Origin of the sequence: Desulfosporosinus nitroreducens (genome assembly GCF_023897015.1) — a bacterium.
In the GTDB taxonomy this organism is placed as follows: Bacteria; Bacillota; Desulfitobacteriia; order Desulfitobacteriales; family Desulfitobacteriaceae; genus Desulfosporosinus; species Desulfosporosinus nitroreducens.
In genome coordinates, this window is the sequence record NZ_JAMHFY010000018.1 from 48,449 (window position 1) to 71,841 (window position 23,393).

General features: G+C 44.1%; 19 protein-coding genes and 2 pseudogenes. 6 read left to right on the forward strand and 15 right to left on the reverse strand.

Annotated elements, in window-relative coordinates:
• Window positions 1-125: 125 nt before the first annotated feature.
• The 5 genes from M8E35_RS17900 (at window position 126) to M8E35_RS17920 (ending at window position 9,049) form a co-directional block, all read left to right on the forward strand.
• A complete protein-coding gene (locus M8E35_RS17900; RefSeq protein WP_252470849.1) occupies window positions 126-2,189 on the forward strand; it encodes a cell wall-binding repeat-containing protein in 2,064 nt (687 codons plus the stop codon).
• Window positions 2,190-2,803: 614 nt separating this feature from the next.
• A complete protein-coding gene (locus tag M8E35_RS17905; RefSeq protein WP_252470851.1) occupies window positions 2,804-6,082 on the forward strand; it encodes a cell wall-binding repeat-containing protein in 3,279 nt (1,092 codons plus the stop codon).
• A 358-nt stretch (window positions 6,083-6,440) separates the two neighbouring features.
• Window positions 6,441-6,794, forward strand: coding sequence for an EamA family transporter (locus tag M8E35_RS17910; protein ID WP_252470853.1), 354 nt, complete (start codon window positions 6,441-6,443; stop codon window positions 6,792-6,794).
• An 8-nt stretch (window positions 6,795-6,802) separates the two neighbouring features.
• Window positions 6,803-7,897, forward strand: a complete 1,095-nt coding sequence (locus M8E35_RS17915; RefSeq protein ID WP_252470855.1) for a GNAT family N-acetyltransferase — start codon at window positions 6,803-6,805, stop codon at window positions 7,895-7,897.
• Between the two features lie 327 nt (window positions 7,898-8,224).
• Entirely contained in the window at window positions 8,225-9,049 is an 825-nt protein-coding gene (locus tag M8E35_RS17920) for an XrtA system polysaccharide deacetylase (RefSeq protein ID WP_252470857.1), read from the forward strand.
• 57 nt (window positions 9,050-9,106) lie between these two features.
• Here the strand turns inward: M8E35_RS17920 and M8E35_RS17925 are convergent, their stop codons facing one another.
• Window positions 9,107-9,316: a hypothetical protein gene (locus tag M8E35_RS17925; protein ID WP_252470859.1), complete on the reverse strand. Its 210-nt coding sequence runs from the start codon at window positions 9,314-9,316 to the stop codon at window positions 9,107-9,109.
• A gap of 51 nt (window positions 9,317-9,367) precedes the next feature.
• Here M8E35_RS17925 and M8E35_RS17930 point away from each other — a divergent pair.
• Window positions 9,368-9,577, forward strand: a pseudogene (locus M8E35_RS17930) (DUF3102 domain-containing protein); the annotation flags it as partial.
• A 212-nt stretch (window positions 9,578-9,789) separates the two neighbouring features.
• On the opposite strand, the pseudogene M8E35_RS17935 reads toward M8E35_RS17930, so the two are convergent.
• The 14 genes and pseudogenes from M8E35_RS17935 to pseC all read right to left on the reverse strand — a co-directional run.
• Window positions 9,790-10,212 (reverse strand): annotated as a pseudogene (locus M8E35_RS17935) (Uma2 family endonuclease); the annotation flags it as partial.
• A 190-nt stretch (window positions 10,213-10,402) separates the two neighbouring features.
• On the reverse strand, window positions 10,403-10,663 hold the full coding sequence (locus tag M8E35_RS17940; protein ID WP_252470860.1) for a type II toxin-antitoxin system HicA family toxin: 261 nt from the start codon (window positions 10,661-10,663) through the stop codon (window positions 10,403-10,405).
• Window positions 10,660-10,869, reverse strand: a complete 210-nt coding sequence (locus tag M8E35_RS17945) for a 2-oxoisovalerate dehydrogenase (RefSeq protein ID WP_252470862.1) — start codon at window positions 10,867-10,869, stop codon at window positions 10,660-10,662. Before M8E35_RS17945 ends, M8E35_RS17940 begins: the two co-directional genes overlap by 4 nt.
• A 1,165-nt stretch (window positions 10,870-12,034) precedes the next feature.
• Entirely contained in the window at window positions 12,035-12,739 is a 705-nt protein-coding gene (locus M8E35_RS17950) for a glycosyltransferase family 2 protein (RefSeq protein WP_252470864.1), read from the reverse strand.
• A gap of 8 nt (window positions 12,740-12,747) precedes the next feature.
• A complete protein-coding gene (locus M8E35_RS17955; RefSeq protein ID WP_252470866.1) occupies window positions 12,748-13,134 on the reverse strand; it encodes a DUF2304 domain-containing protein in 387 nt (128 codons plus the stop codon).
• 5 nt (window positions 13,135-13,139) lie between these two features.
• Complete coding sequence (locus tag M8E35_RS17960) at window positions 13,140-14,489, reverse strand: ArnT family glycosyltransferase (protein WP_252470868.1); 1,350 nt, start codon at window positions 14,487-14,489, stop codon at window positions 13,140-13,142.
• A gap of 28 nt (window positions 14,490-14,517) precedes the next feature.
• A complete protein-coding gene (locus M8E35_RS17965) occupies window positions 14,518-16,851 on the reverse strand; it encodes a cell wall-binding repeat-containing protein (RefSeq protein ID WP_252470870.1) in 2,334 nt (777 codons plus the stop codon).
• Window positions 16,852-17,066: 215 nt separating this feature from the next.
• Window positions 17,067-18,239 carry a D-alanyl-lipoteichoic acid biosynthesis protein DltB gene (gene dltB / locus M8E35_RS17970; RefSeq protein ID WP_252470872.1) on the reverse strand — a complete coding sequence of 391 codons (1,173 nt, stop codon included), beginning with the start codon at window positions 18,237-18,239 and terminating at the stop codon, window positions 17,067-17,069.
• Complete coding sequence (gene dltA, locus M8E35_RS17975) at window positions 18,239-19,831, reverse strand: D-alanine--poly(phosphoribitol) ligase subunit DltA (protein ID WP_252470874.1); 1,593 nt, start codon at window positions 19,829-19,831, stop codon at window positions 18,239-18,241. The genes dltB and dltA overlap by 1 nt, the downstream gene beginning before the upstream one ends.
• Window positions 19,832-19,851: 20 nt before the next feature.
• Window positions 19,852-20,025: a teichoic acid D-Ala incorporation-associated protein DltX gene (locus M8E35_RS27000; RefSeq protein WP_366946785.1), complete on the reverse strand. Its 174-nt coding sequence runs from the start codon at window positions 20,023-20,025 to the stop codon at window positions 19,852-19,854.
• On the reverse strand, window positions 19,982-21,202 hold the full coding sequence (gene dltD / locus M8E35_RS17980; RefSeq protein ID WP_252470876.1) for a D-alanyl-lipoteichoic acid biosynthesis protein DltD: 1,221 nt from the start codon (window positions 21,200-21,202) through the stop codon (window positions 19,982-19,984). Before dltD ends, M8E35_RS27000 begins: the two co-directional genes overlap by 44 nt.
• Window positions 21,202-21,438 carry a D-alanine--poly(phosphoribitol) ligase subunit DltC gene (dltC, locus tag M8E35_RS17985; protein WP_252470878.1) on the reverse strand — a complete coding sequence of 79 codons (237 nt, stop codon included), beginning with the start codon at window positions 21,436-21,438 and terminating at the stop codon, window positions 21,202-21,204. The genes dltD and dltC overlap by 1 nt, the downstream gene beginning before the upstream one ends.
• 103 nt (window positions 21,439-21,541) lie before the next feature.
• Window positions 21,542-22,198 carry a sugar transferase gene (locus M8E35_RS17990; protein ID WP_252470880.1) on the reverse strand — a complete coding sequence of 219 codons (657 nt, stop codon included), beginning with the start codon at window positions 22,196-22,198 and terminating at the stop codon, window positions 21,542-21,544.
• Window positions 22,199-22,220: 22 nt separating this feature from the next.
• A complete protein-coding gene (pseC, locus tag M8E35_RS17995; RefSeq protein WP_252470882.1) occupies window positions 22,221-23,381 on the reverse strand; it encodes a UDP-4-amino-4,6-dideoxy-N-acetyl-beta-L-altrosamine transaminase in 1,161 nt (386 codons plus the stop codon).
• Window positions 23,382-23,393 lie beyond the last annotated feature (12 nt).

A 23,393-nucleotide genomic window follows, 5' to 3' on the forward strand; every position in this document is an offset into this window, starting at 1 on the left:
AAGAATAATAAGGCTTTAGAGTCTTTTAGTGACTTCCTTTCGATTCAAGTTTAGAGTGCTTCCACTTCAATCTCTAAAGATGCTTCCGCACATCAGCAACAATAAAGAAAGAGGTTAGGTTATTAATGAACTTTATCACAAAAAAGCTTATCTACAAAAAATTCTTAAGTATTTTCTTTAGTTTAATGGTTCTACTAAGTCTTGCACCTGTTCTCCCATTTCAGGTTCAAGCTGCCCCGACGGAATCCGTCACTGATCGCATCTACGGGAATACACTGTATGACACGGCTGTCGAGATATCTAAGGAAGGTTGGGATTATGCCAATGTCGCCGTCCTGGCAACCGGAGGAAATTTTCCGGATGCTTTGACAGGAACCGTCCTCGCTCATAAGGTCAATGGGCCCTTGCTGCTGACCGAGTCGAATCGTTTAAGTCCCGTAGTAGCCGAAGAACTCAAACGCCTCGGTACAAAAGAAGTTTATCTTCTTGGGGGAACTGTCGCTTTGAGTGCTGGAATTGAAGAGTCTCTTAAAGATTTGGGAATTCAGCCTAGGCGTCTTTCAGGATGGGATCAGTACGGAACGGCTGCAGAGATCGCCCGTGTGGCAACTCCAAGTTCTAATCAAGCCTTTCTGGTGAATGGGGAGCTTTTCCCGGATGCTTTAAGTATCTCTTCTTATGCTGCTGCTCAAGGAATTCCTGTCCTACTCACGCGTTCAGATTCATTGCCGGAGGAGACAGTTAAGGTCCTAGCTGAACTAGGGGTTACCGAGGTGACGTTAGTTGGCGGTACGGCTGTAATCAAAGACAGTATCGAGGACCAGCTGAGCAAGCTCCCTCAACCTGTCAAAGTTACTACCCGTTACGCTGGGTATGATCAGTACGAAACAAACACCGCAGTCTTAAATGAGTTATCCTTCGATACTTCCAAAGTCTATGTAGCAACAGGGCAAAATTTTCCGGATGCCTTAGCCGGGGCTGCTTTGGCCGGGAAAAGCAACACGCCGATTCTATTAATTCCCAGTACTCAATTAGGGGACTCGACAACCAGTTATCTCAATCAAAAACGAGCTTCCGGCTCGGCCTTTACGATTTTCGGGGGGTGGGGTGTTATCAGTTACAATATGGAGAGTGTGATTCGTACCGGTGCTGTCCAACCGCGGGTTTCCCTTCAATATACTCAGGGCGGTTATGGCGGCACGAATGGAATGCTCAATCAGGTCGAGTCAATTCCTTCCCCTGCCACAGATTATGCCGATATCATTGCCCCTAGTTGGTATTACCTGGATGATACCGCTGATGGAAATGTCGTTGGTGGTTGGGATGCAACCCCAAATGACTACAAGCAGTTTACATCCTTCGTTCAAGCTCGTAATTTGAAAGTCCTTCCTGTTATTCAGTCATCCTGGAACACTCCTAAGACAGTTGACACCGTCATGGCTTCAGAAACTGCCAGGGCTAAACTGATCGGACAAATTATGGATCGAATGAATAGTGTCAATGCTGACGGGATCGTCATTGATTTTGAATTTATGAGTAATGACACCGGACCTTATCTAACCCAGTTCATGAAAGAGCTTTACGCCAAACTTCACCCCTTAAACAAGTTAGTGATTCAAGCCGTCATGCCCCGAACAGGCGCTGAGGTCTGGCTCGAAGAGTTTAACTACCCTGCTCTTGCTCAATATGTCGATTATTTGCACATTATGACGTATGACTATAGCCACGGAGCCCCTGGACCCATCGCCCCGCTGGATTGGAGCAGCAAGGTAATGAAATATACCCAAAATCAAGGGGTCGACATGCGTAAGGTTCTCCTCGGGATTCCCTACTATGGAGTAGACTGGACCGCTACAGGCAACACCTCCGCTCCCTATAGCCGTGTCGCCCGTGGGCTACACACCCTTTATGGACCAACTGCGGACAAAGACTTAGGCGGAATGATGGAACTGATAGCACAGTATAATAGTCCAGTCCAACGAGATGCTTCACAGGTCCCTTATTTTAGTTACACGGATACTGCAGGTACTCACACTGTTTATTATGATGATGCCCAAAGCTGGAATGCTAAAATGGGGTTACTCAGTCAATACGGACTAGGTGGCGTCGGAGCCTGGTCCCTCTACTGGGCGTCAAACCCTGAAAGTTCTAGAACAATCTTCGCCGTCTTAAAACAACATCTGCGCTGATGTAGGAAAAGCTTCCGCTTGATATGAGTAAAATAGTTAAGCCGTTCACTAAATTTTAGTTAGTGAACGGCTTTTTAAATTCTAATCTATCTTTATAATTTCCTCTCTCTTACTCTTTTTTCACTTCTTACTTGCACATTATTTTATTAAGAAATCTTAATAAACCGTTCATTAAATATTCATAATTGCACTGTACTCGTGTATCGAATAATTTTCCTTACATATAAACAAAGGTATTTAGTCCTTGTTTAAGATTAACTTACAGAATAGTAACTGTAAGTAATAAATGGTAATTTAACCAAAATGTTTGAAATGTAATTCTTTGTTTAATATGTTAGTCTCTATTTGCAGGCGAAAAACATTCACACTATTTCAATCTTTAATTTTTCGCTCTTAGTCGCTCTAAAAAGTACCCACTGGGCTGAAATACATTTTCAGGGAGGGACGCTTCCAGAAAATCCAGTGGAATATTTTTAGATACTGCGCAATGTCTAAATGTTTAACTATTTTTTATAAGGGGGTGCGGGACGGATAATCAGCGTCTCAGAAACAAACATCTGAGATAGTACATTCAACTAAAAAATTGGTCAAAATCGAGAGGAGAAATTCAATTAATGAAAAAGACAAACAAAGCCTTAGCATCTTTAGCTATAGCAGGTATGGCTCTAACATCAATTCCTTTTAATGTATTCGCTAATGGTACAATCCCAACTCGCTTATCAGGTATGACTGCTGAACAAACTGCAGTGGCAATTGCCGATCAAACAGGTTATACAGGCACAGCAATTCTTGCATCTTCAACCTCTTATGGCATGATTGATGCGTTAACCGCTGGACCACTCGCCGCCTCTTTAAAAGCTCCTATCCTTTTAACCGGAGCTGGCAACACACTGGACGCTGCTACTAAAGCTGAACTTACCAAACTCGAAGTTAAAACTGTTTATGTAACTAGCGGAACCGCTGTTATCAAACAAAGTGTTATTGATGAGTTAAAAGCTATGGGTATTGAAGTTGTTGCCCTTGGTGGATTTGACCGTGCTGAAACATCCGTCAACATCGCTAAGAAAATGACGGGAGTTACCAAAGTTGCTGTTGCTAATGGCATACAGGATGCACTCTCCATCGCTTCAATAGCTTCCGCCGCTAATCAACCAATCCTTTTAACAGACAAAGATGCGCTTCCTGCTAGCGTAGCCGCTTATTTGGCTGCTAACTCAGGCATTACAGCTAGTGATATTATCGGTGGAACCGGCATCATCAGTGATGCAGTAAAAGCTGGACTCCCAAGTGCTACTCGCCACGCTGGTATGACTGCTTATGACACCAACAACCAAGTAATCCAAGACTTTGCTGCCGGCATCCAATTTGACAACGTCTATGTAGCTAACGGCGTAACTGGTATTGATGCTCTTGCAGGCGCTCCACTTGCAGCTCAAACCAAATCCGCTATCGTACTTACAGATGGAACTACGGTTCCTGCTGTAGCCGCTTTCACATTTGGCAAAAACCCCAGCAGTGTCGTTACTGCTCTTGGTGGCACAGCTGTTGTTCCTGAAAGTGTTCGTCTTGGAGTTGCTGCTGGTCAAGTAACACCTGACTCAAATAAGTTGGAAATTGTATCAGTAACTGCACTTGACGATAGCAATCGTTTCATTGAAATTAATTTCAGCAAAGCTGTAACTGGACTCCAAGCTGCCGATATTGTTGTTGAAAACGCTGACACATTAGATCGTTATGGTATCAAAAACGTACAAATGTCTACTGATGGCCTAAAAGCAACGGTTGAATTATTTGCAGCGAGTGATGCCGGTCAGGTACTTGAATATCTCCAAGATTATAATGTTACCGTAAATGCTAATGGAACAATTCTAAAGGCTACTTTTAACCGTGCTAATTCTATGAAAGTTCGTGTACAGGACATCAACGTAGGAGATAAAGAAATAGTAGCTTACAACGATAAAACTGGTGAAAAAATTACTTTAGATGTACCTGACAGCCTTAACTTTGATTATCAAGCTGCATTAGGTGAGCTTGTACAAGTTTGGTACAATGCTGATAATCAATTAACTAACTATACCATTGCTAGCTCAATTGCCAAGAATGATGCAATTGAAGTTACAAAAGTAAATGAAATCAAACTTCTTTCTGAAAACAAAAAGTATGATATTTCTGAGGAAGACTACACCAATACTGACGATCAAAAATTCGCTTTCTATTTGGATGGCAAAGAAGCAAACATTGCTGATCAAGTTAATAAGACCTTTAACTTTGCCAAAATAGGCTTTGACAAATCAGGAGACATTGAATATGTCAGTGCTTATACTTTAAAAGACGTCTTAATCGTTGAGTCTGTTGACGGAGATGAAGTTCTTGGAGTTGACGGTTCAGCTTCAGCCGGTTCATTTGACGCATCAGATGCGACTATTATCAAAGACGGAAAAGTAATTGCTCTTGCTGATCTCAAAGCAGGCGATCTGTTATTCTTTAGCGATAGCGCAGATAACAATGACGGCTATGCTGAAGTTTTGAATAACAAAGTAGCTACCGGTGAGATCGACACAGTATATGCTGACTCCATTGAAGTGGGTGGAGAAGTTTACGATTTCGATTATGACTCTGAAGTAGTAGCTGACTTCGATTATTCGCAACAAGCAGTTTATATCGACGAAGACGGCGATGTAACTGATGTAGACTCTGATGCAGCAAAAGATCTTCAAGCTGCTGGAGAAGTTGAGCTTTATGCCGACTATGCCGGTAACCTGATCTTTATCAGCGGAGACGCAGTTAACGCTGATAGCAATGAACAAGTTGCAGTGTTAACTAAGGATATCCTAGGTTACTCATTAGCCAGGGACAAAGTAGAAATTGAAGCCTTAACTCAAGATGGGGACGAGCTTTCCTTCGATATTGAACTGAAAAGCCTTGATACAATTACTGTAGATGGTATTGAGCACGATATTGATAACGGTGCTTCAAAAGATTGGACAGCATCCTTAATCGATGGTAACACCGGAATTAACTTAAAAGATAACTCTAATGCAAAAGCTGACGTAAACATTATGTTTGATAAAGAAGCTGACGCTGGAAGCCTAGTCAAGTTACACTTGAATGATGAGGGTGATCTCGAAGAATTAGAGTTCTTTAGTGGCAATGTAAATGAAATTGGCTACAGCACAATTTCCGCTTCTAACAGCCTTGAAGCTGGGGATAAGTATCTTAGCGGTTATAAGTTGACTGCAGATACACTTATGTTTGATGCAACAGTCGACAGTGTCGATACTGATGCAGATGATATCAAAGTTTCAACTTTCGGCAACTACAGTGGTTCTGAAATCGTTAATGGTAACTTCATCTATAATGCTGATGATGAGGTAGTGGCTGTTTGGTACGATGCTACAGACAGCTCAGATGTCACTTATGAAGAAGCTGTGGTAACTAAGGTTCTTCGTAACACTGATAACGAAGTAGTTAGTGTTACCGTATTCGCAGCTGGTGAAGTGAAGACGTTTGCGGTAGATGAGGTTGCCGGATTTGAATCTAGTAGCGATCTTGCAAAAGGCGATGTAGTAATCCTTGAAATCGACAAAGATAACAACACTTTGGTAACAGGATTTGCTACATCGGACGCAGATATCACTAATGATGGTACTCCAGAGTACGCTAACCGCGTAACACTTGGCTTGACAGTTAAGAGCGTTGATGTTGGCAGCAAAAAGGTCACCTTTACAAATGGCGCGACTTACAACCTTGCTGAGGGTGGATTAGTACTTGATGGTAAAGATAACAGTGATATCAAAGTAAAATCCTTATCAGATCTTCGCGAAAAGACTAATGTAACTGTTGTTCTGGATGCAAAAACCGGTTCGTTTGCTAAGTTCTTTGTTATTGAATAGTATCTTCTTCTAGTCTGACCTTTATACAAAAGGACAATTCATTCAATTGAGCAAGAGAGTCTCTCGTCTTTCATTAAAGGCGAGAGACTCTCTTCGCAATTGGTCTATCTACTGAAATGCTAATCCATTGCTACTGCACGTGTAACTACCGGCTTGACTCTTACAAGCGTTGATGTTTGAGTTAGTAACTATTTTCATCACACAATTGTTCATCCCTCTAACACTAATACATATTGAGACCGCCAAAAGTCACAAACTAATGCTTTAATCACCACCCTTATCTTTCTTTAGTAAATATACTTGCTTAAAAATGCTCAAATTGTATAATGTTTTAGAATGATAATCTAGAGAGTATGAGGTGGAGATTTTGTTAGTTCTCCTAACAATCATTAATTCAATGCTCATGGTAACGGGGCAAACCCTCTGGAAATTAGGGGCCTCCGGAAAAGAGATACATAGCCTCGGTCAACTCCTACGCATTTTCTTAAGTCCTTATGTGATTTCCGGCCTTGCGGTGTATGCGTTTGCTTCCGTCCTCTGGATTTATATTTTAAATAAAGGCGAGTTAAGCTATGTCTATCCGATTCAAAGTACAGCCTTTATATTTGCCCTTCTAATAGGAACAACGATTTTCAAAGAACAGCTCACGGCCTCGAAGGTCATTGGGGTTTTAGTGATTTGCCTGGGCGTAATTATTATCACTCGAAAGTAGGCATCAGTATGTGGACATCGGTTAAGTATCTGCCAGAGAATCTACCTGAAACCATCGAAATGACTCGCGAATACTACGGAGATTCCTGGATTTCAGACTCAGACTTCCTCAAGTGGCAGTATGAAGCGAACCCTGCCGGGCCGGCCATGATTCGATTAGCTCGGGATGTCGAGACCAATCAGCTGGCAGGTCAATATGTTGTAATCCCCATGCGTTTTAAAGCGTTTAATGAACTCATTGAAGGAACCCTCTCCTTAAATACCCTCACCCGTCAAATTTATGGAGGACAAGGGATTTTTACTGGATTAGCCAAGGCCGTCTATCAGGACTGCGCTGAGCAGGGGTCCCTCTTTTGCTATGGTTTTCCTAATCCCAATTCCTATCCGGGATTCATGAAAAAGCTAGGGTTTACAGACCTAGGAAGCGTCCCCCTTTTGCTCCGCCCCCTAAACACTAAGGCTTTGGTCAGAAAAAAGCTGGGTTCTTTGCTTGCTTCTCTCTCCCTGCCATTTCACTTCTATTATAAGGTGAAGGACCGCTCAGATGAACGCTATGAGGTTTATCCACTTACTCCCTCAAATCTCTCTGAGATGAATGCTTTCTGGGCTAAGGTACAGGACAAATACCCTATCATGGGAATTCGTGATGCCGACTATCTCCGCTGGAGGTATTTCGATATTCCCCTTCGTGACTATCAAGTCTACGGAGTTCGCCAGAAAAATAGCACTCAGTTGCTGGGATATATTGTAGGACGATGCACAGAAGTCGCCTCTATGTCTTCTGGAATGATCGTTGACTTTCTAGTCGACTCAGAGCATCCTGTCGCAGGAAACTGTCTCGCGAATACTCTTCTGCGCTTTTTTGTCGATAAGAACATGGATTTAGCCGGCTCCTTAATGATGCCTCACACCGAAGAATCCCGTATCCTTAAAGGTAATGGATTCTTTACCTGCCCAAAATCCTTTGAACCTCAGCCTTTTCCGGTAATTTACCGGAGGCTTGGACCTTTAAAAGGGAATTATAAAGAAGGAGAAAAGGACTACGATCCTTTTCTGCGACTGAATCAGTGGTTTTTAACTATGGGCGATTACGACGTTATTTAATGTTCATTTAGCCTTCTGATTGGTTTGCTAATTTATCGAAAAGTCTAGATTTTGCAAGGATTTACGGGTAGTTTTGCCTAATATATGTGCATGAAAAAACAGCCTTTGACCTCAAAAACCGTCAGACCCGGCCGGGCTTGTCCAACAATTCGACAGCGCTGTCGAATTGTTGGACAAGCCGAGGAGAAGGCTCCCACCCTTGTCGGAATTGCCCAAATTCTGATTTTCATTACAAGCAATCCAAATGAGGATTAATATTAGTTTTATACTAATACAGTTTAACCTATATAATTTAACTGCTTATGCAGACGAAAGTTGAGTTAAGCAATGAAGAATATCTTAACCATTGATCTAGAGGAATGGTTTCACGCCAACTATCATGATGACGTTTTTGATAACCAAAAATCTTATGCGGTGCGAATTATCCAGAACACGGAACGTCTATTAACCCTCTTTGACCAATACAAAGCCCAGGCCACCTTCTTCGTCCTAGGCTATGTTGCCGAAAAACATCCCCAACTGATCCGGAATATTGCTGCTGCCGGACACGAAATTGCCTCCCATGGGTATGCCCATCAACTTATTTACAAACAAACACCCAGCGAATTTAAAAAGGACGTGAGCCAAGCTAAGCAACGCGTTGAAGATATTATCGGCACAAGCGTCAAAGGCTACCGAGCCCCTTCATGGTCTATTACTCCAAAATCTCTCTGGGCTTGGGAGATCCTCCAGGACTTAGGCTTTGTGTATGATGCCAGTGTCTTCCCCATTGAAACCTATCTCTATGGCCTGCCCACCGCCCCACGCTTTCCCTATCACCCAAAATACAATGGAAAAATACTCAAGCTGCTTGAAGTCCCTTCCTCAACGGTACGGGTGTTAAACAAGAATATTCCCTTCGCTGGTGGCTTTTACTTCCGAGCTCTTCCCTATCCTGTGATCGCACAGTGTATCAAAACCGTCAACAAAGAAGGTCAACCCGCGATTGTCTACCTTCACCCCCGCGAAATCGACCCAAATCAACCCCGCCTCACCCTCAGCACTAAAGAAAACCTCATTCACTATTACGGTATTAATGGGTGCGAAAAAAAGCTCGTACATGTGCTGAAAGAGTTTGAGTTTACTTCTATAGAGAAGTACTATGGGCTTTAAATTTATAACTTAAAATAAGAAACGAGATGGCAGGGATTATTCCTACTATCTCGTTTCTTATTTTACAGACTTAAGCCTTACTATGTCACCCCAATTACTCGCAGTGATCAATTCAACATTTAACAAGTCTTTTCTAATAGCTTTAATTTCTCCACTTATCTCCGCTATGTTAAACGACATCTTATCGTGTTCCGCTTTATTGATCTGCGCTAAATGTTCTAACGCCTTTAATATCAGTGTATTCTCTTGAATCTTACGATTTTCCACCTTAATATCCAACTCAAACTTTGGGCAATCCGATAAGGATGGGCAGCCAGTATGAGGATGGAAATTTCCAACAGGACGCCTGAGCAAATCGCGTCCGAGCTTAACTTTATTAAGGAACAAAGCGGCAAAATGCTGCTTAGCAACGCCGTTGAGCTGCTATCCCATGGAGAGTGGCTTAAATGGCCGACTGAATCAGTGAGTTACTCCCCCGTCGGGGAAGAGAGGCCAAATGGTGCACCGGTGCAACATTTGATTTTAACTCCATGGGCACGGTTTTTGACGCCAAAGGCTGTTTTTCCATGCACATTATTTATTAAGGCACTACCCGTAAACCCTTGTGAAGTCTGGACTTTTCGATAAATTAGCAAGCCCTAAATAATTATATCATACCTTGGATGAAATCCATGGTCTATTTTTATCTTTACTTGTGAGATCAGTATAGTTATAAACTATCAAAAACTTTGCTTAAATCAATACTCCTTTACGCCAACCTTATCATAAATGTTAAATTTTAAAAGCCTATCAATTCGCACTGTAGAGGGTGATAATATTTCAATCGCCAGACTAGGAACCCCATGATAACCAGTTCCTTTTAACCGGCTTTTATCACAAACGACCAATAAATCTGGCTGATAAACATTCGTAACATCTTCCTCAATGTCTTTTTCCTCAATCTCAGGCAAACGTAAATCAAATGGTGACGCAAACACCTGACACTGATTATTGCGCAAGTACTCGCCAAACTGCAACATTAATTCTCTGGATATACTTTGATGCTGCCAACTTGGAGCTGATTGCATATAGGATATTCCATCTATGATCTCCCATCGTTCAGAGTCTGGAAATTTCAGATAGTCAGCAAATGTATATTTCTTATTTTCTTTTGACGACGACATTTGACTTCCCCCTTACTTATATATTACCAAATACTTACATATGTGACATCTGGTTTCTATCTATAAATAAGACTTTTATGAATTCTTAAGTGAACTCGTTCAACTAAAGATGAATTTAAAAAAACAAGATCGAAAGGTTCCAACCCTCGATCTTAGCCTTAATCTTACTGGTGTAGTTTTAAAAAAATTGCTAATCATGACCGCGGGGAGTAAAAAGTTTAATAACTATTTCATCTTTACTTACGTTTAAATAATTTGCGATGTCAACCAGAACAGCGCTCAAAGTTCCTATTCTCAGAGGACTATGGTCTGGAATAGTCACATGATGTTCTTCTCCACATATTGTTGAAGTTAACCTAATATGACTACCGGTTTGTCTTGTTACTTTATAACCATATTTCGCAAGCAGTATAGTGAGTTGTTTTCCATCAATATCACGCGGAATCCTCATATAGCGACGATCTCTTCCCTAATAAAGTGCAATCGAATAATTCGAGGAACTTTGTCTTCATCAAAGTGACACCGAACTGCATCCTTTGCTCTTTCTCTAATAGCATCAAGAGAATCACTTTCAGTAAATATCGAATAACCTAAAGCTCTCGCAACATAACCGCCTTCTGGGGCTTCTTCGACCAAAAAAATAATCTCCTTGTCCATTATTTCACCTTCTTCTCTATCATTATATTCAATTATGCCACAAAAAAGCCTTCAAGAGTCATTTCCCAAGAAAACTTAGCAAAGCAACAAGTGAAGACGGTCACCTTAGTTACAATTATGCTTACCCTAATTCATGCTTTCGGATAGTGCAGAAAAGCACTCCCCCCCGTACCCAAGCCCAAGGAGCGCCTTTTACAAAGCTATTCCCTTAAAACTCACCCCAGAGGAGCGCTTTTTTGCTAAGCGGAAGCATTAGTGAAGCCGCGGTCCAGACGTGCGCCGACGGTTCGCGCCCCGTAGCGCGCCGCAGGGCTTGTCCATGGATGGACTGATGCCGCGGTGCCAAGGATGGCAAGGAGCGGCGCACATGCATCACGCCCTGAGGTTCGGACGCGCTCGCGAACCGTCCAGCACGTCAGCGGCGTAACGTGCTGACGTGTGTATAGAAAACTTGGCTAGCGACAAGCTGCAGGCGAAGGCGGTCGCCTTAGTTGCACTTATGCTTACCATAATTCATGCTTTCGGATAGTGCAGAAAAGCGCTCCGCCCGTATAGCCCAAGGAGCGCCTTTTACAAAGCCATTCCCTTAAAACCTACCCCAGAGGAGCGCTTTTCTGCTAAGCGGAAGCATTAGTGGAGCCGCGGTCCAGACATGCGCCGACGGTTCGCGTCCCGTAGCGCGCCGCAGGGCTTGTCCATGGATGGACTGATGCCGCGGTGCCAAGGATGGCAAGGAGCGGCGCACATGCATCACGCCCTGAGGTTCGGACGCGCTCGCGAACCGTCCAGCACGTCAGCGGCGTAACGTGCTGACGCGTGCAGAAAAGCGCTCCCCCCGTATCCAAGCCCAAGGAGCGCCTTTTACAAAGCCATTCCCTTAAAACTTACCCCAGAGGAGCGCTTTTCTGCTAAGCGGAAGCATTAGTAAAACCGCGGTACAAACGTGCGCCGATGGTTCGCGTCCCCGTAGCGCGCCGCAGGGCTTGTCCATGGATGGACTGATGCCGCGGTGCCAAGGATGGCAAGGAGCGGCGCACATGCATCACGCCCTGAGGTTCGGACGCGCTCGCGAACCGTCCAGCACGTCAGCGGCGTAACGTGCTGACGCGTGCAGAAAAGCGCTCCCCCCCATAGCCACCCCCAAGGAAGCTTTGTTCAAAAAGCTCTAATCATTCCAAATCCTACTCATCATCGAGTTAAGAATAATCGCCAAACTCACTTTAAACATATAATACCCGCTCTTAAACGGCGTAATCGACGAACTCCCGGACAAGCGTGCATCCATTTCAACAGAAATCTCTATCACCCGTAGTCTATTCTTAAGCAAAGTAACAATGGCATCGGGTTCCGGATAATCCGTGGAATAATGGGCAGACACAATCCTCAAGGCCTTTTGATTATAAGCACGGAATCCTGACGTAGGATCCGTAAAATTCTTTCGCACAACGGACTGGAGGGTTTTACTCAACAGATAGATCCCTAATCGCCGGGGCCAAGCTGATTTATACGAGGTCTTTTCTAGAAATCTCGATCCGATGGTTACGTCCGCTTCCCCAAGAAGGACAGGATCCACCAATTTCTTGATTTCTTCTCCTCTGTGCTGTCCATCCCCATCAACTTGCAGGGCCACGTCATAGTGGTTCCTTAAGGCATACAAAAAACCTGTTTGTACCGCGCCCCCGATGCCCAGATTAACAGGCAAAGAAATCACTTTTGCTCCATGGGCACGGGCAACCTCGGCGGTCTGATCAGTTGATCCATCATCTATGACCAGCACATCCAGCCAAGGGGATGTTGTAATTAAGTTCCTCACTACGGGACCGATATTATCAACCTCATTTAACGCGGGAACAATCGCTAAAATTCTCATGACTTATCCTACACGTCCTTACAGAATGGCTTATTTTCCAGATTAGCAGAGTTTTCTTCCAAGTTTTTTAAGTCATCCTCAAGCAGGGCGATCCGTTGCACCAAGACTCGATTGTTCGAACTTAATCTGGAAATCTCTAACGAGAAATGAACACATAAAACAAACACCAGAATCCCAAAAATGACAAAGATTGCAGACGGAGCATAGTAAATGCCCATCAAGTCTGCTATGTACTCTATCCCGTCTTTCCAGAGGGATAAAACGATCATTCCCATTCCTGCGACAATCCAAATCAGAGAGTATTCCACAGCTAAACGCCGGCGACGAACTTGCTCAACGATAAAGCCGGTTACAAATAAGCTGATTATTAGAACGACCAATTGTACACGTGACATTAAACTCATAACCTCCTGCCCGTTCGCCGATTAGCTCCAGTTAATTTCCCTATGCCCTTTATAGCTATAACCAAAACCAGAGATCCTAAAAGGATCATCCCAGGCATTACCGGCAGGCGATAGCGAGCGCCATCAACCACAGTGAACATACTCACTATAAAACTGTAATAGACAATAAAAAGCAAGAGAAAGCTATATTTTTTCAAACTAAAAAGGCAAAGCAATGCCCCAACAAGGCCCAAGAGGAGATACCATTTGTCCAGGAGAACTCCCTTGATTTTGTAGGCTCCACCTAAGGTAGGAACCGGTTGCCAAAAAAGGTCCTTTTCTTTGGCAAAGGTTCGCTGCAAAAACAGTACAGGATGTTGAATTATATAGGACACTGCCAATTGCTTATATTCCTTTTCTTGTTCGGGGATGGGCAATTTTTCGATCCGAGCTTTAACTTGGGGGTCATAGCTCGGTTGAGCAAAATAAAAGTATTGATCCGTAATAGTCAAGGGATTATTTCCCAGATAGAACTCATAAGAACCATAATTTGATACGGCAATGAACTGATGGTATTTGATGCCATTGCGAATCCACCAAGGGCTCATCACCACCACTGTCATCACAACGATGACGGCAAAATCCCGCAGAGCCATTTTCAAGTTCCAACCCTTGGCCCACCAAATCCAGATTCCCAAAACAGGGAAATAAAGCAACAGGAGCGGACGAACCAGGTTCGAAACCCCCATGGCTGCCCCTAAGAGCAAGAGGGTTTTTAGTTTCGGCCGGTCGACTTCTTTCGCATAGCGGGCTAAAAGATAAAGGAAAAGTGTGATGGTAAAAACGTAGGTTGCCTCTGTGAGAACGTACATCCCCCAGAAGGCAAATAACGGATATCCTAGTGTCAAGCAATAGGGGATCCAAGCATACCCCTTGCTAAACAAGAGTTCACCCGTCTTATAAGCGAACACCGCGCTGGCAGCTCCGAGCACAGAGTGCAGAACAAGGATAACCATCTTAAAATTCATCATTCCAAATATCCCGTAAATGATGGCCAAGAGCATAGGATAGACTGGGCCTACCACATACTCCCGCGTTTGGGGGACTTCCCATATGTCACCGTCATCCCCCTGGACAAAATTCGCTGTATTCACGAGCCCATTGCCATGAAGGAAATTCTCAGCTATGTTGGAATAATGTAAACCATCAGGAGAAATAAAGTACCCTGCACCATATGATCTGAAATATAGGACTTCTATAGTGAGGGCAATGAGAAATAAGAGCCCCGTAAACCACAACTTTTTTCGAAGCACTAAGTTCGAGGCACGAGATTCGAACTCTTGATTTATTCTATACTCTCTAGTCAATAATTTTTCATCCTCTGCCGATTTAGGATCATTGAGAAGTCAAGAGACTCCCCATTGTTTTTTCATTTGTGCTTGGGATTACCCCGGTCCCACCCAAAATATAAGCTGTTTTGGTCTTCCCGCACAATCCCTTTAAGTAAGTACTGGTATCCGAATTTAGATCTCCTTTGGGGACGAGAATCATTGGGCTTCCAGTCAACGCTGCAAAAGCACCTCCGGATAAGCCATCTGGGAAGGTCTCCCCTGTGGCTATGACGATCGATTCAGGATTTTGGTTAAAATGTTTCACAATTTGTAACATCGTATCATATTTTGTATTCCCAGCCAAGCGCAAAGGACCATAGGATTCTAAGGGACCTCCTTTGGCATCAAACGCAGTGGATACCGCAAATTTCCCTCCTACGATGATGGTCTTTGTCACCCCGAAGTCTTTTAGTATTTGCTTAGTGGCAACGGGCAATTTGTTTTGCTCTGTTAGAAGAATTGGAATCCCTAAAGCCGCTGCCGGAGCAGAAGCTGAGAGAGCATCTGGAAAGCTGGTACTGGAAGCTAAGATCACCTGTGAACTGGGTCCAATCTTCCTGGCAATAGCGGCGGCTGTATCTGCTGCTGACTCTCCGAAGATTCGTTCAAAGGATAAACCCTCTTCTACAAGGACGTTTGTAACTGGCTTCAGTATCGCTCCCTCACCACCAATGACATAGACTTTAGCCTCAGAGGACAGACGTTTTATCTCTTGTAAAACCTCTTTGTCTAACTGATAAGGTGACGTTAAAAGTAAGGGTGCCTTAAGCTTCTTTGCCAAAGGGGCTGCTGCTAAGGCATCTTGGAAGCGGTCTACTCGTGCAAGGAGCACGACTGGGGCAGAATTGTTTGCCCAGCCTGCTTGGGATATTTTGATCGCCGTGTCTTCCGCCCTCGTTCCATAGAGCCGCTCGATGCTTAACTCCTTGGGGTCGGGGTTTGGAGTCGGAGTCGGAGTTGGCGTTGGCGTTGGCGTTGGTAACGGGTTAGGAGTTGGCAAAGGGTTAGATCCCTTAATTTTTTCGTACCCAACTCTAGCGTGTTCTGTGAGGCTGGCATCCAGGACTTGTCCCTGCACAACCGTCAAATAGTATTTTGCCGCAGTCTCATTCGAGGAGGCTGTCCCTTCCAGGGCTAATTTATCTGCTTCAGTCAAGAGTTTAGTATAGGTGTTTTGAAGGCCATTTTTAGCACGTTCTTCAAGGCTGGCATCTAAATTCGACCCCTGTAATATTATTCCATAGTCCTGGGCAGCGGTCGCGTAACTGATGCTGTCTGCAAGCGCCAATTTATCAGCTTCAGCCAAGAGCTTGTTTAAGGCACTGAGATGACCTGTTTGCGCACGTTTCTGGATGGAAGCATCCAGGTTTGGTCCCTGCAAGATTGTCCAGTAGTATTTAGCCGCACTGGCATAGGAAGTGTCGTTCTTTTCAAGCATCAAAATATCTGCTTCCGTTAATAGTTTGCCATAGGTGTTAAGAATTTTCTTTTCGACAACCTCTTTATCAGTAACCGATGGACTCTTATAGGCAGTAACGTAAAATCCTAAAGCATAATACGAACTCCAACGGGCATAGTTGTACCAGTAATCACCATTGGCGGAATCTGCACCGATTCCTCCACCGGAATCAACCAAGCTGTCTTCATCAATCTCTAAATCTCCTAAATGAATCGAGGCCGGGGTACTCCAACGACTGGATAAGTAAGGAGGATTTACCGGAGGTAAGAGTTCCTTCGGGAATTTTGTGGCTCCCGGAGCAAAGGTAATTGCACTATTGTACTTTTGACCCATCAGACTAAACACTGAATCCTGATAAGCAGTTTTACCTGTTAAGCAATTTGGATTATTTCTTGTTGCCCAACTATTGTAACCCCAGATGGCAAAATACCAGTTTTCTAAAACATTACGGTCCCCGTCACCAATCTTGGGGTAAGCCCGCCATTTTTGGTTGAGCATCTGACAACCAATTTCAATATTATAGTCGATATCATTTTTTAGTCTGTCCATCGTCACTGTATCCTTGGGATCGTATGAAGAAACTTGCATGATCCCTATTCCTATTCCGTCACGTCCTATTAACGCTTTATCGGTAATAGGCTTTCCCGTCGCAGTATCCATTTCCCATTGCTTCCAACCACTCTCCATCCAAGCAACTGCTTTGAGGAGTACAGGCGGAATATTATATTTATTGGCCATATCCTCTAACTTTTCACCAATCTCATTATAATAGGCCTTCTGATCTACGGCTGCCATGACCGGTCTAGCTGGGACCATCTGCATCATAATGAGCCCGACGATAAGTAATGCCATGACCTTCTTGAAGCGTTGTACTCTCATACTCCTACTACCCCTCTCTAAATGTGTCCAAGACAATATTCCATTTATTATTCGACACCAAAGGAGAGGATTCCTGCCCAAAAACTGTTAGTCGGTTGCTTATAGAAAACTTAGTCTGACTAGTGGAGAAAATAGTAAAAAAGCCCCCTAAATCTAACTGATACAGTAGACCTAGCGGGGCCGAGAGCATACAAGATGAAATTGATCGCCACCATTTATACCAGGCGGCCGGAAAAGATCAGAAAACCAAACATCACAAAATGAAAGGTAACCAATATCGCTGACAGATCCCAGATCGGTCCTGTCCCCCAATACTTCCAGGTTTTGTTCTTGCGGTCCAGAAAGTCAAAGCCAATCATCAGTCCCGCATGATAGAGCCCATACAAGACATACTGGAGTTGGGTTCCGTGCCATACTCCCATAATGCCAAAAAGGAAGAGATAACCTACATAGGAAGCCGTATAACGATTTTTAAAGCGCTTTTTCTTAGCTGAATCAAGGACAAAACGCATGTAGATGTAATCTCTAAACCAAAATGACAGCGAAATATGCCAGCGGTTCCAAAAATCTTTGATATTTTTAGACATAAATGGTTTATCAAAGTTGATGGGGGTCTTAATACCCATCAGATAACTGACTCCGATGGCAAAGGCGCTGTACCCTGCAAAATTAAAGAAGAGATAAAAGCCGTAAACGTACATGTATTTAAGGGTTGGCAGGAATCCAAAGGTATGGTTCAACGGCTCAAGCCAATACTTATTGATAAGATAGGCGATAATAAACTTATACAGAAAGCCTCGGAAAATATAGTCCATTCCCTGGATGGCCAGCTCTCCATAATCGTGCCGGGTAAGGGGTTTATAGAGATCCGTAACAAAGCGTCGGTAGCGGTCAATCGGACCGGAGGCAATCGTCGGGAAAAAGAGGACAAAGCTGATGAAATCCACTAACCGAACCTCTTTAATCAACCCATCGCGAATTTCTATAATGATCCCTGCCGTACGGAAAGTTAAATAGGAAATCCCTATAAACCCGATCACAGTTTGCCAAAAGCCCAACGCTATAAAGCTTGGGTTAATTTTTACGACCACTAAGGGCAGAATCGCTAAGAAAATTACCAGATAAAAGACACCGGCGCGATTTTTTCCCAGTGCACTCAGTCGATAGGACAAGTAAAGCCGCACTATAATCCATTGGAACAAAAGATAAACTACAATCTGATAGAGCACGCTCAGCGGTTGTCCAATGAGCAGAAGCATACCCAACGTAGAAAGTAAGACCCAGGCAGCTCGTACTTTACCGGATACTCCAAGAATCCCAAGCAAAACTGCCGGCAGCATTGGGATAAGCAAATAGATGAAAAAGGAAAAGTCCTCAAAAGGCGTCATTATTGACCTCCCAGCAAAGCACGCCGGTCTGCCTTACCATTCGGTGTCATGGGCATTTTCTCGAGGAATTTAAACCGGCGCGGGATCATATATTCGGGCAAGTGTCTGCGCAAATCTTCCTTCAGAGCAAGAGTCGCCTTGAATTCGTCTTCCACAGGCTTACTCACTGTAATAAAGGCCTGTAAATATTCCACTTTACCACGTCGTTCAATGGGTAAAACTACGGCATTCTCAACCATCGCTAGTCGCCTGAGATTTTCCTCGATTTCTCCTAATTCGATCCGGTAACCATGGAGTTTAACCTGGAAATCTAACCTGCCTTGGTAAAAGAGGAAGCCCTCTTTAAACAGCCCAGAATCTCCCGTTCGGTAAGCATTCCAAGTTACGCCTTGTTCTTGCCAGCTAAAAAAAGCCTTGGCAGTTTGCTCTGAATTGTTAAGGTAGCCCACACTCACATTAGGGCCTGCAATAATCAGTTCCCCTGCCTCTCCCTCTGACAGGGTCTCAGGTCTTTGGGGCAAAAGCCCCTTCTCGGCGGCTATCGTTGCCGTGAGTCGATCGGTATCACAGATGAGGACCAGAGCATCCGGTTTAACGCTTCCTACCGGAAGTGGATTAAAGGTGTTCAGAATGTCTTGGGTGATCGTCAGATTAGTTACCGCCACTGTGGCTTCGGTGGGGCCATAGAGATTTTCCACCTTAGCTCGCGGAAATCGCTGAGCCAGTTTGGTTGCACAATCATGGGTAAGTATCTCTCCGCAGAAGAGAAAACGCTTGACCTGGGGCAGCAGGGTATCATTAAAACTGGGATCCATTAAACATACCTCGGCAAACGAAGGGGTTGATACCCAGTAACTAGTTTTCGAAGAAGCCAAGGAGGCAAAAAGTTCTTTGGGGTTAGCAATTTGGTTTTTGTCCACACTCCAAAGGGTCCCTCCTGTACTTAAGGACATATATAAATCCATCACTGAAAGGTCAAAGGAAAAAGGAGCCTGATTGAGAAAGACCTCATTCAGTTCCTCTGGCTGAAAGGCGGGGTTGACCCAGTTGAGAAAACTCTCTAAGGCCCCCAGGGTAATCTGAACTCCTTTGGGTACTCCTGTACTGCCGGAGGTGTAGATTATATAGTAAACTTCATCCGGTTGCACCTGCCAAGAGGATGACGGTACTTCCAATTGATATCCCTTAAGGATACTGCCCTGCCCGTCCAGTGAAATCATTTCTTCGATCATAACTTTGTGAGAGGCATTGCCTTTAGGCACAATTTGAGGAGAAAGGACTGCCCTTGCACCAGAAGCCTCAATAATTTGCCAAAGCCGCTCCGCAGGCACGGACGAATCCACAGGAATATAGGGATGGCCTGCTTTGACGCAAGCCATAAATAATACCAGCATCTCATTTTCTTTATGCCCGTACACGATAACCGGGGTTTGACGAGTTATTTCCTCAGTTAAATTCAGTTCATGAAGCCATACTGCAACAGAATTAGATCTGCTTTCTAAAGAAGCATAGGTTAAAACTGAATTGCCATGTCGATGTGCCACCCGCTCCGGACATCTTATGGACCAATCATGGATTTTTTGACTAAGCATGAAACACATTCCCCATTCGCCTAAAAGTTATTGTAAATAAACGGAACTGTAGTTTGTTGCTTTTGCACTAAATAAAGAATAAACAAACCCATCAGGATGAGGTAGTAATAGGCAACTCGACCACACCATATTAAGGTGGGATTCCATTCCTTAGGTCCCTTCCCCTTCGTGATAAAATCCGTCCAATATTTCATCGATGTTCACCCACCCTTTCCAGCCCAAGTGCATCGTGTCCTGCAAGAAGTAAGAATCATATTCGTGATTCCCGAAATTTGCAACCACAAATCCTCTGTCCTTGATCATCTTCTCAGCTCGTAAATAATACGCCTTTCGTTCCTCTATCGAAAAACCTGTATAATCATACCAAGTTCCATTGACCGGCACTATAATAAACATTGGTTGAGCCTTAGTCTCTTGGAGTAAATTTAACACTAATTCCAGATCCTGATATTCAGGAGACGGATATAGTTCTGAATGGGACGATGAATTCCTATTCTCCGCGAGCTTAGGTTGTATATTCTCTGAATAGTACTGATCCAAGATGCCAAATCGATTATTTTGGGTCATTTTTTCACCCTGCCTGGTGGCCTTCTCTTTTAATTCCTGCCATGAGGCAAGAGGCGGCGCCGTTACAGCAGCATTTATTGAAACACTTTTTGGGTTGATTAGCCGGGCGTAGGCAATGGTTTTTAACGCGTCTTGAGCTTCGAGCGCGGCCATTTCAACTCTTCCCCGAACTGCTAATCTCAGACTCCCAAAGCTTGGTTTTTGGCTTGTAAGCAAGTGCTGCTTTAGAAACGCATGGAGAGTGGGTTGCTCCTCAAAGGCTTCAGGAAAGTCTAAGAGGCGGTTTATTAATGAAGTTTTAGTCTCTGCAGATAAAGAGGAGTTAAAAACCATTCGATAGGCGTGGAGAGGGGAAAAATTCTGTTTAAAATACGCGGGACTGATTCCTTCTGGAGTAAACCACTGCGCCGAAAGTATAACGGCAATTTTTTTACCCCTAAGAGACTCTCCTAAAGCTGCCATGTTTAAAGCATGGATGATGTCCTGGGTCCCTCCTCTCCCCACAAGAAAAGGGGCAAACCCGGTGGGTTTTCCCTCAAAAAGAAGTGACGGATGGAATTCCGAGACAGCTGAAAATTCCGAAGACCCGTAAACAGGGAGAATATCCTGGGATTGCAGGGCTTTTTCCTGCAAGATCGTGCCCTGAAAGCTAACAGGAGTTTGCGAGCCGCCGATGGTTTGGGTAACGCCTTGTTTAAGCCAAAAAAGCCCCACAACCTGTTGGGTCAGTGGGCCCATCCAAACTATTGTTACAGCAAAGAGAAGCACGGCAATAAGCATTGGCCCTAGTCGACTTCGAATCATCAACCCTTACGCTCCTCCAGGTAAGCAATGATTTTATTGGCGGTCTCCCATTCCTCACGTTCCATTTCTGTTGGTGCCACTTCAATGGCGAGTTGCTCGTGAATGGCCACAAATAATTCAATGATTCCAAAGGAATCAAGCAATCCATTCTTAAACAATTCCAGATCTGGGTTCCGCTTTATCTCATCCGTACCACAAATATCGGTAAGTATGTCAAGAATCTTTTCTCTTATCACGTGTATACCTCCTCCACCATTCTTTTTCTATTCGACAAGGAAGAAAGTAGTTCCTGCCTCATCCAAAAACCATAGATTCAAGAAATATCATAACCATTATTCATTAGTAAGCCCCTTTACCGGAGAAGACGACCGAGAAAGTTTTCCACAAAATCGATAAATCTAACCAGATATTCCAACGCCTGACGTATTCTACATCATAGGCCAGCGTTTCTCCCAAGGTTAGCTCACTCCGCCCGTTGACTTGGGCCAATCCAGTGACCCCCGGCAAGACGTTAAGGCGCAGGCGTTGTTCTGGCGTGTAGTGTTTTGCGATATCCGGAACCTCCGGGCGAGGTCCTACAAGACTCATATTGCCAAGCAAAATATTCAGGAGCTGAGGGAGTTCATCCAAACTGGTTTTACGCAAAAACTTCCCGCTCCGTGTAATCCGGGGATCATTTTTCTCCTGGAAAACGAAGTTCTCTAGATTTTTTACTTTTTCCAGCTTTGACTTCATTAAGGCATCCGCATTCGCTGACATCGTTCTGAACTTATAAATAGTATAGGGCTTGCCCCAAAGTCCCACCCGTGTTTGCGTGAAAATGGCCGGGCCCGAAGAATCCAAGCGAATCCAAAGGACTATAAAAAGCCACAACGGTGATATGATCACAAGAAGAACAGCAGCAACAAAAAGGTCAAGCAGCCGCTTCAGAGCAAGTTGCCAACGAGAATAAATAAACTCTTTACTTTCAGCAGATGCCGCCAATCTCTGACCCATTGGTTTGTCTCCTTTCCGTATCTTACTTGCGAAAACCCTCGACAATTCGCTCGACAGCTTCAATGACATCTTCCGTATCTTGTTTACTCATCTTCGGATAAAGGGGCAAGGAGATAATACGTTCAAAGGTCGTTTCCGCCTGTGGAAAATCTCCTTTTTGGAAACCGAAGGTATCTCTATAGAAGGGATGCATTGGCACGGGAATAAAGTGCACACTCGTTCCAATCTGTTCCTTTTTCAATTCTTCGATAAACTCTGTTCTGTCTATGGATAGTTTCTCCAGATTTAGCTTTAGGATATACAGATGCCAAGCGTGGCGGGCATATTCCTTTTCAGGTGGAATTTCCAGTTCGGGCATCTTGCCGAATGCTTCGTTAAATCGCTCGGCTATTTCCAGTCGAACTCCCTGCATGCGCTCGAGTTTAGCCAATTGGGACAGACCGAGAGCCGCCTGAATATCCGTCATATTGTATTTGTATCCGGGGTGGAGAATTTCGTAGTACCAGGAACCTGACGCCGAATAGCGGTTCCAGGCATTTCGGCTCATGCCATGTGAACTCATTATCCTGATTTTATCCGCAAGGGCCTCATCGTTCGTGGTGACCATACCCCCTTCTCCAGTCGCCAAGTTCTTTGTGGCGTAGAAAGAAAATGCCGTTGCATCTCCGATCGTACCGATTAATTTCCCTTTGTACTTAGTATACACAGCATGGGCTGCATCCTCTAGTACAAAAAGATTATATTCCTTGGCCAGCTCCATAATTTCATCCATTTCACACGGATGTCCGGCAAGATGAACCGGAATAATAGCCTTAGTACGCGGAGTTATCTTTTTACGAACTTCGTTGACATCGATGTTCATCGTCACCGGGTCGATATCTGCAAAGACTGGTGTTGCTCCAGTATGAATAATAACGTTTGCAGAGGAAGCAAAGGTCATGGGAGTTGTGATCACTTCATCCCCTTCACTGATTCCGGCAGCCACAAGCGCGAGATGCAACCCTGCCGTGCAGGAGTTCACAGCTATAGCATATTTAACTCCGATATACTCAGCAAAGCGTTTCTCGAACTCGTGGGTTTTGGGTCCCTTGGTAATCCAATTTGATCTGAGACTGTCCACAACTTCTGCAATATCATCCTCTTCAATAAGAGGCAAACCGTAGGTTAAAAATTCTTTACGCATTGGATTTATGTC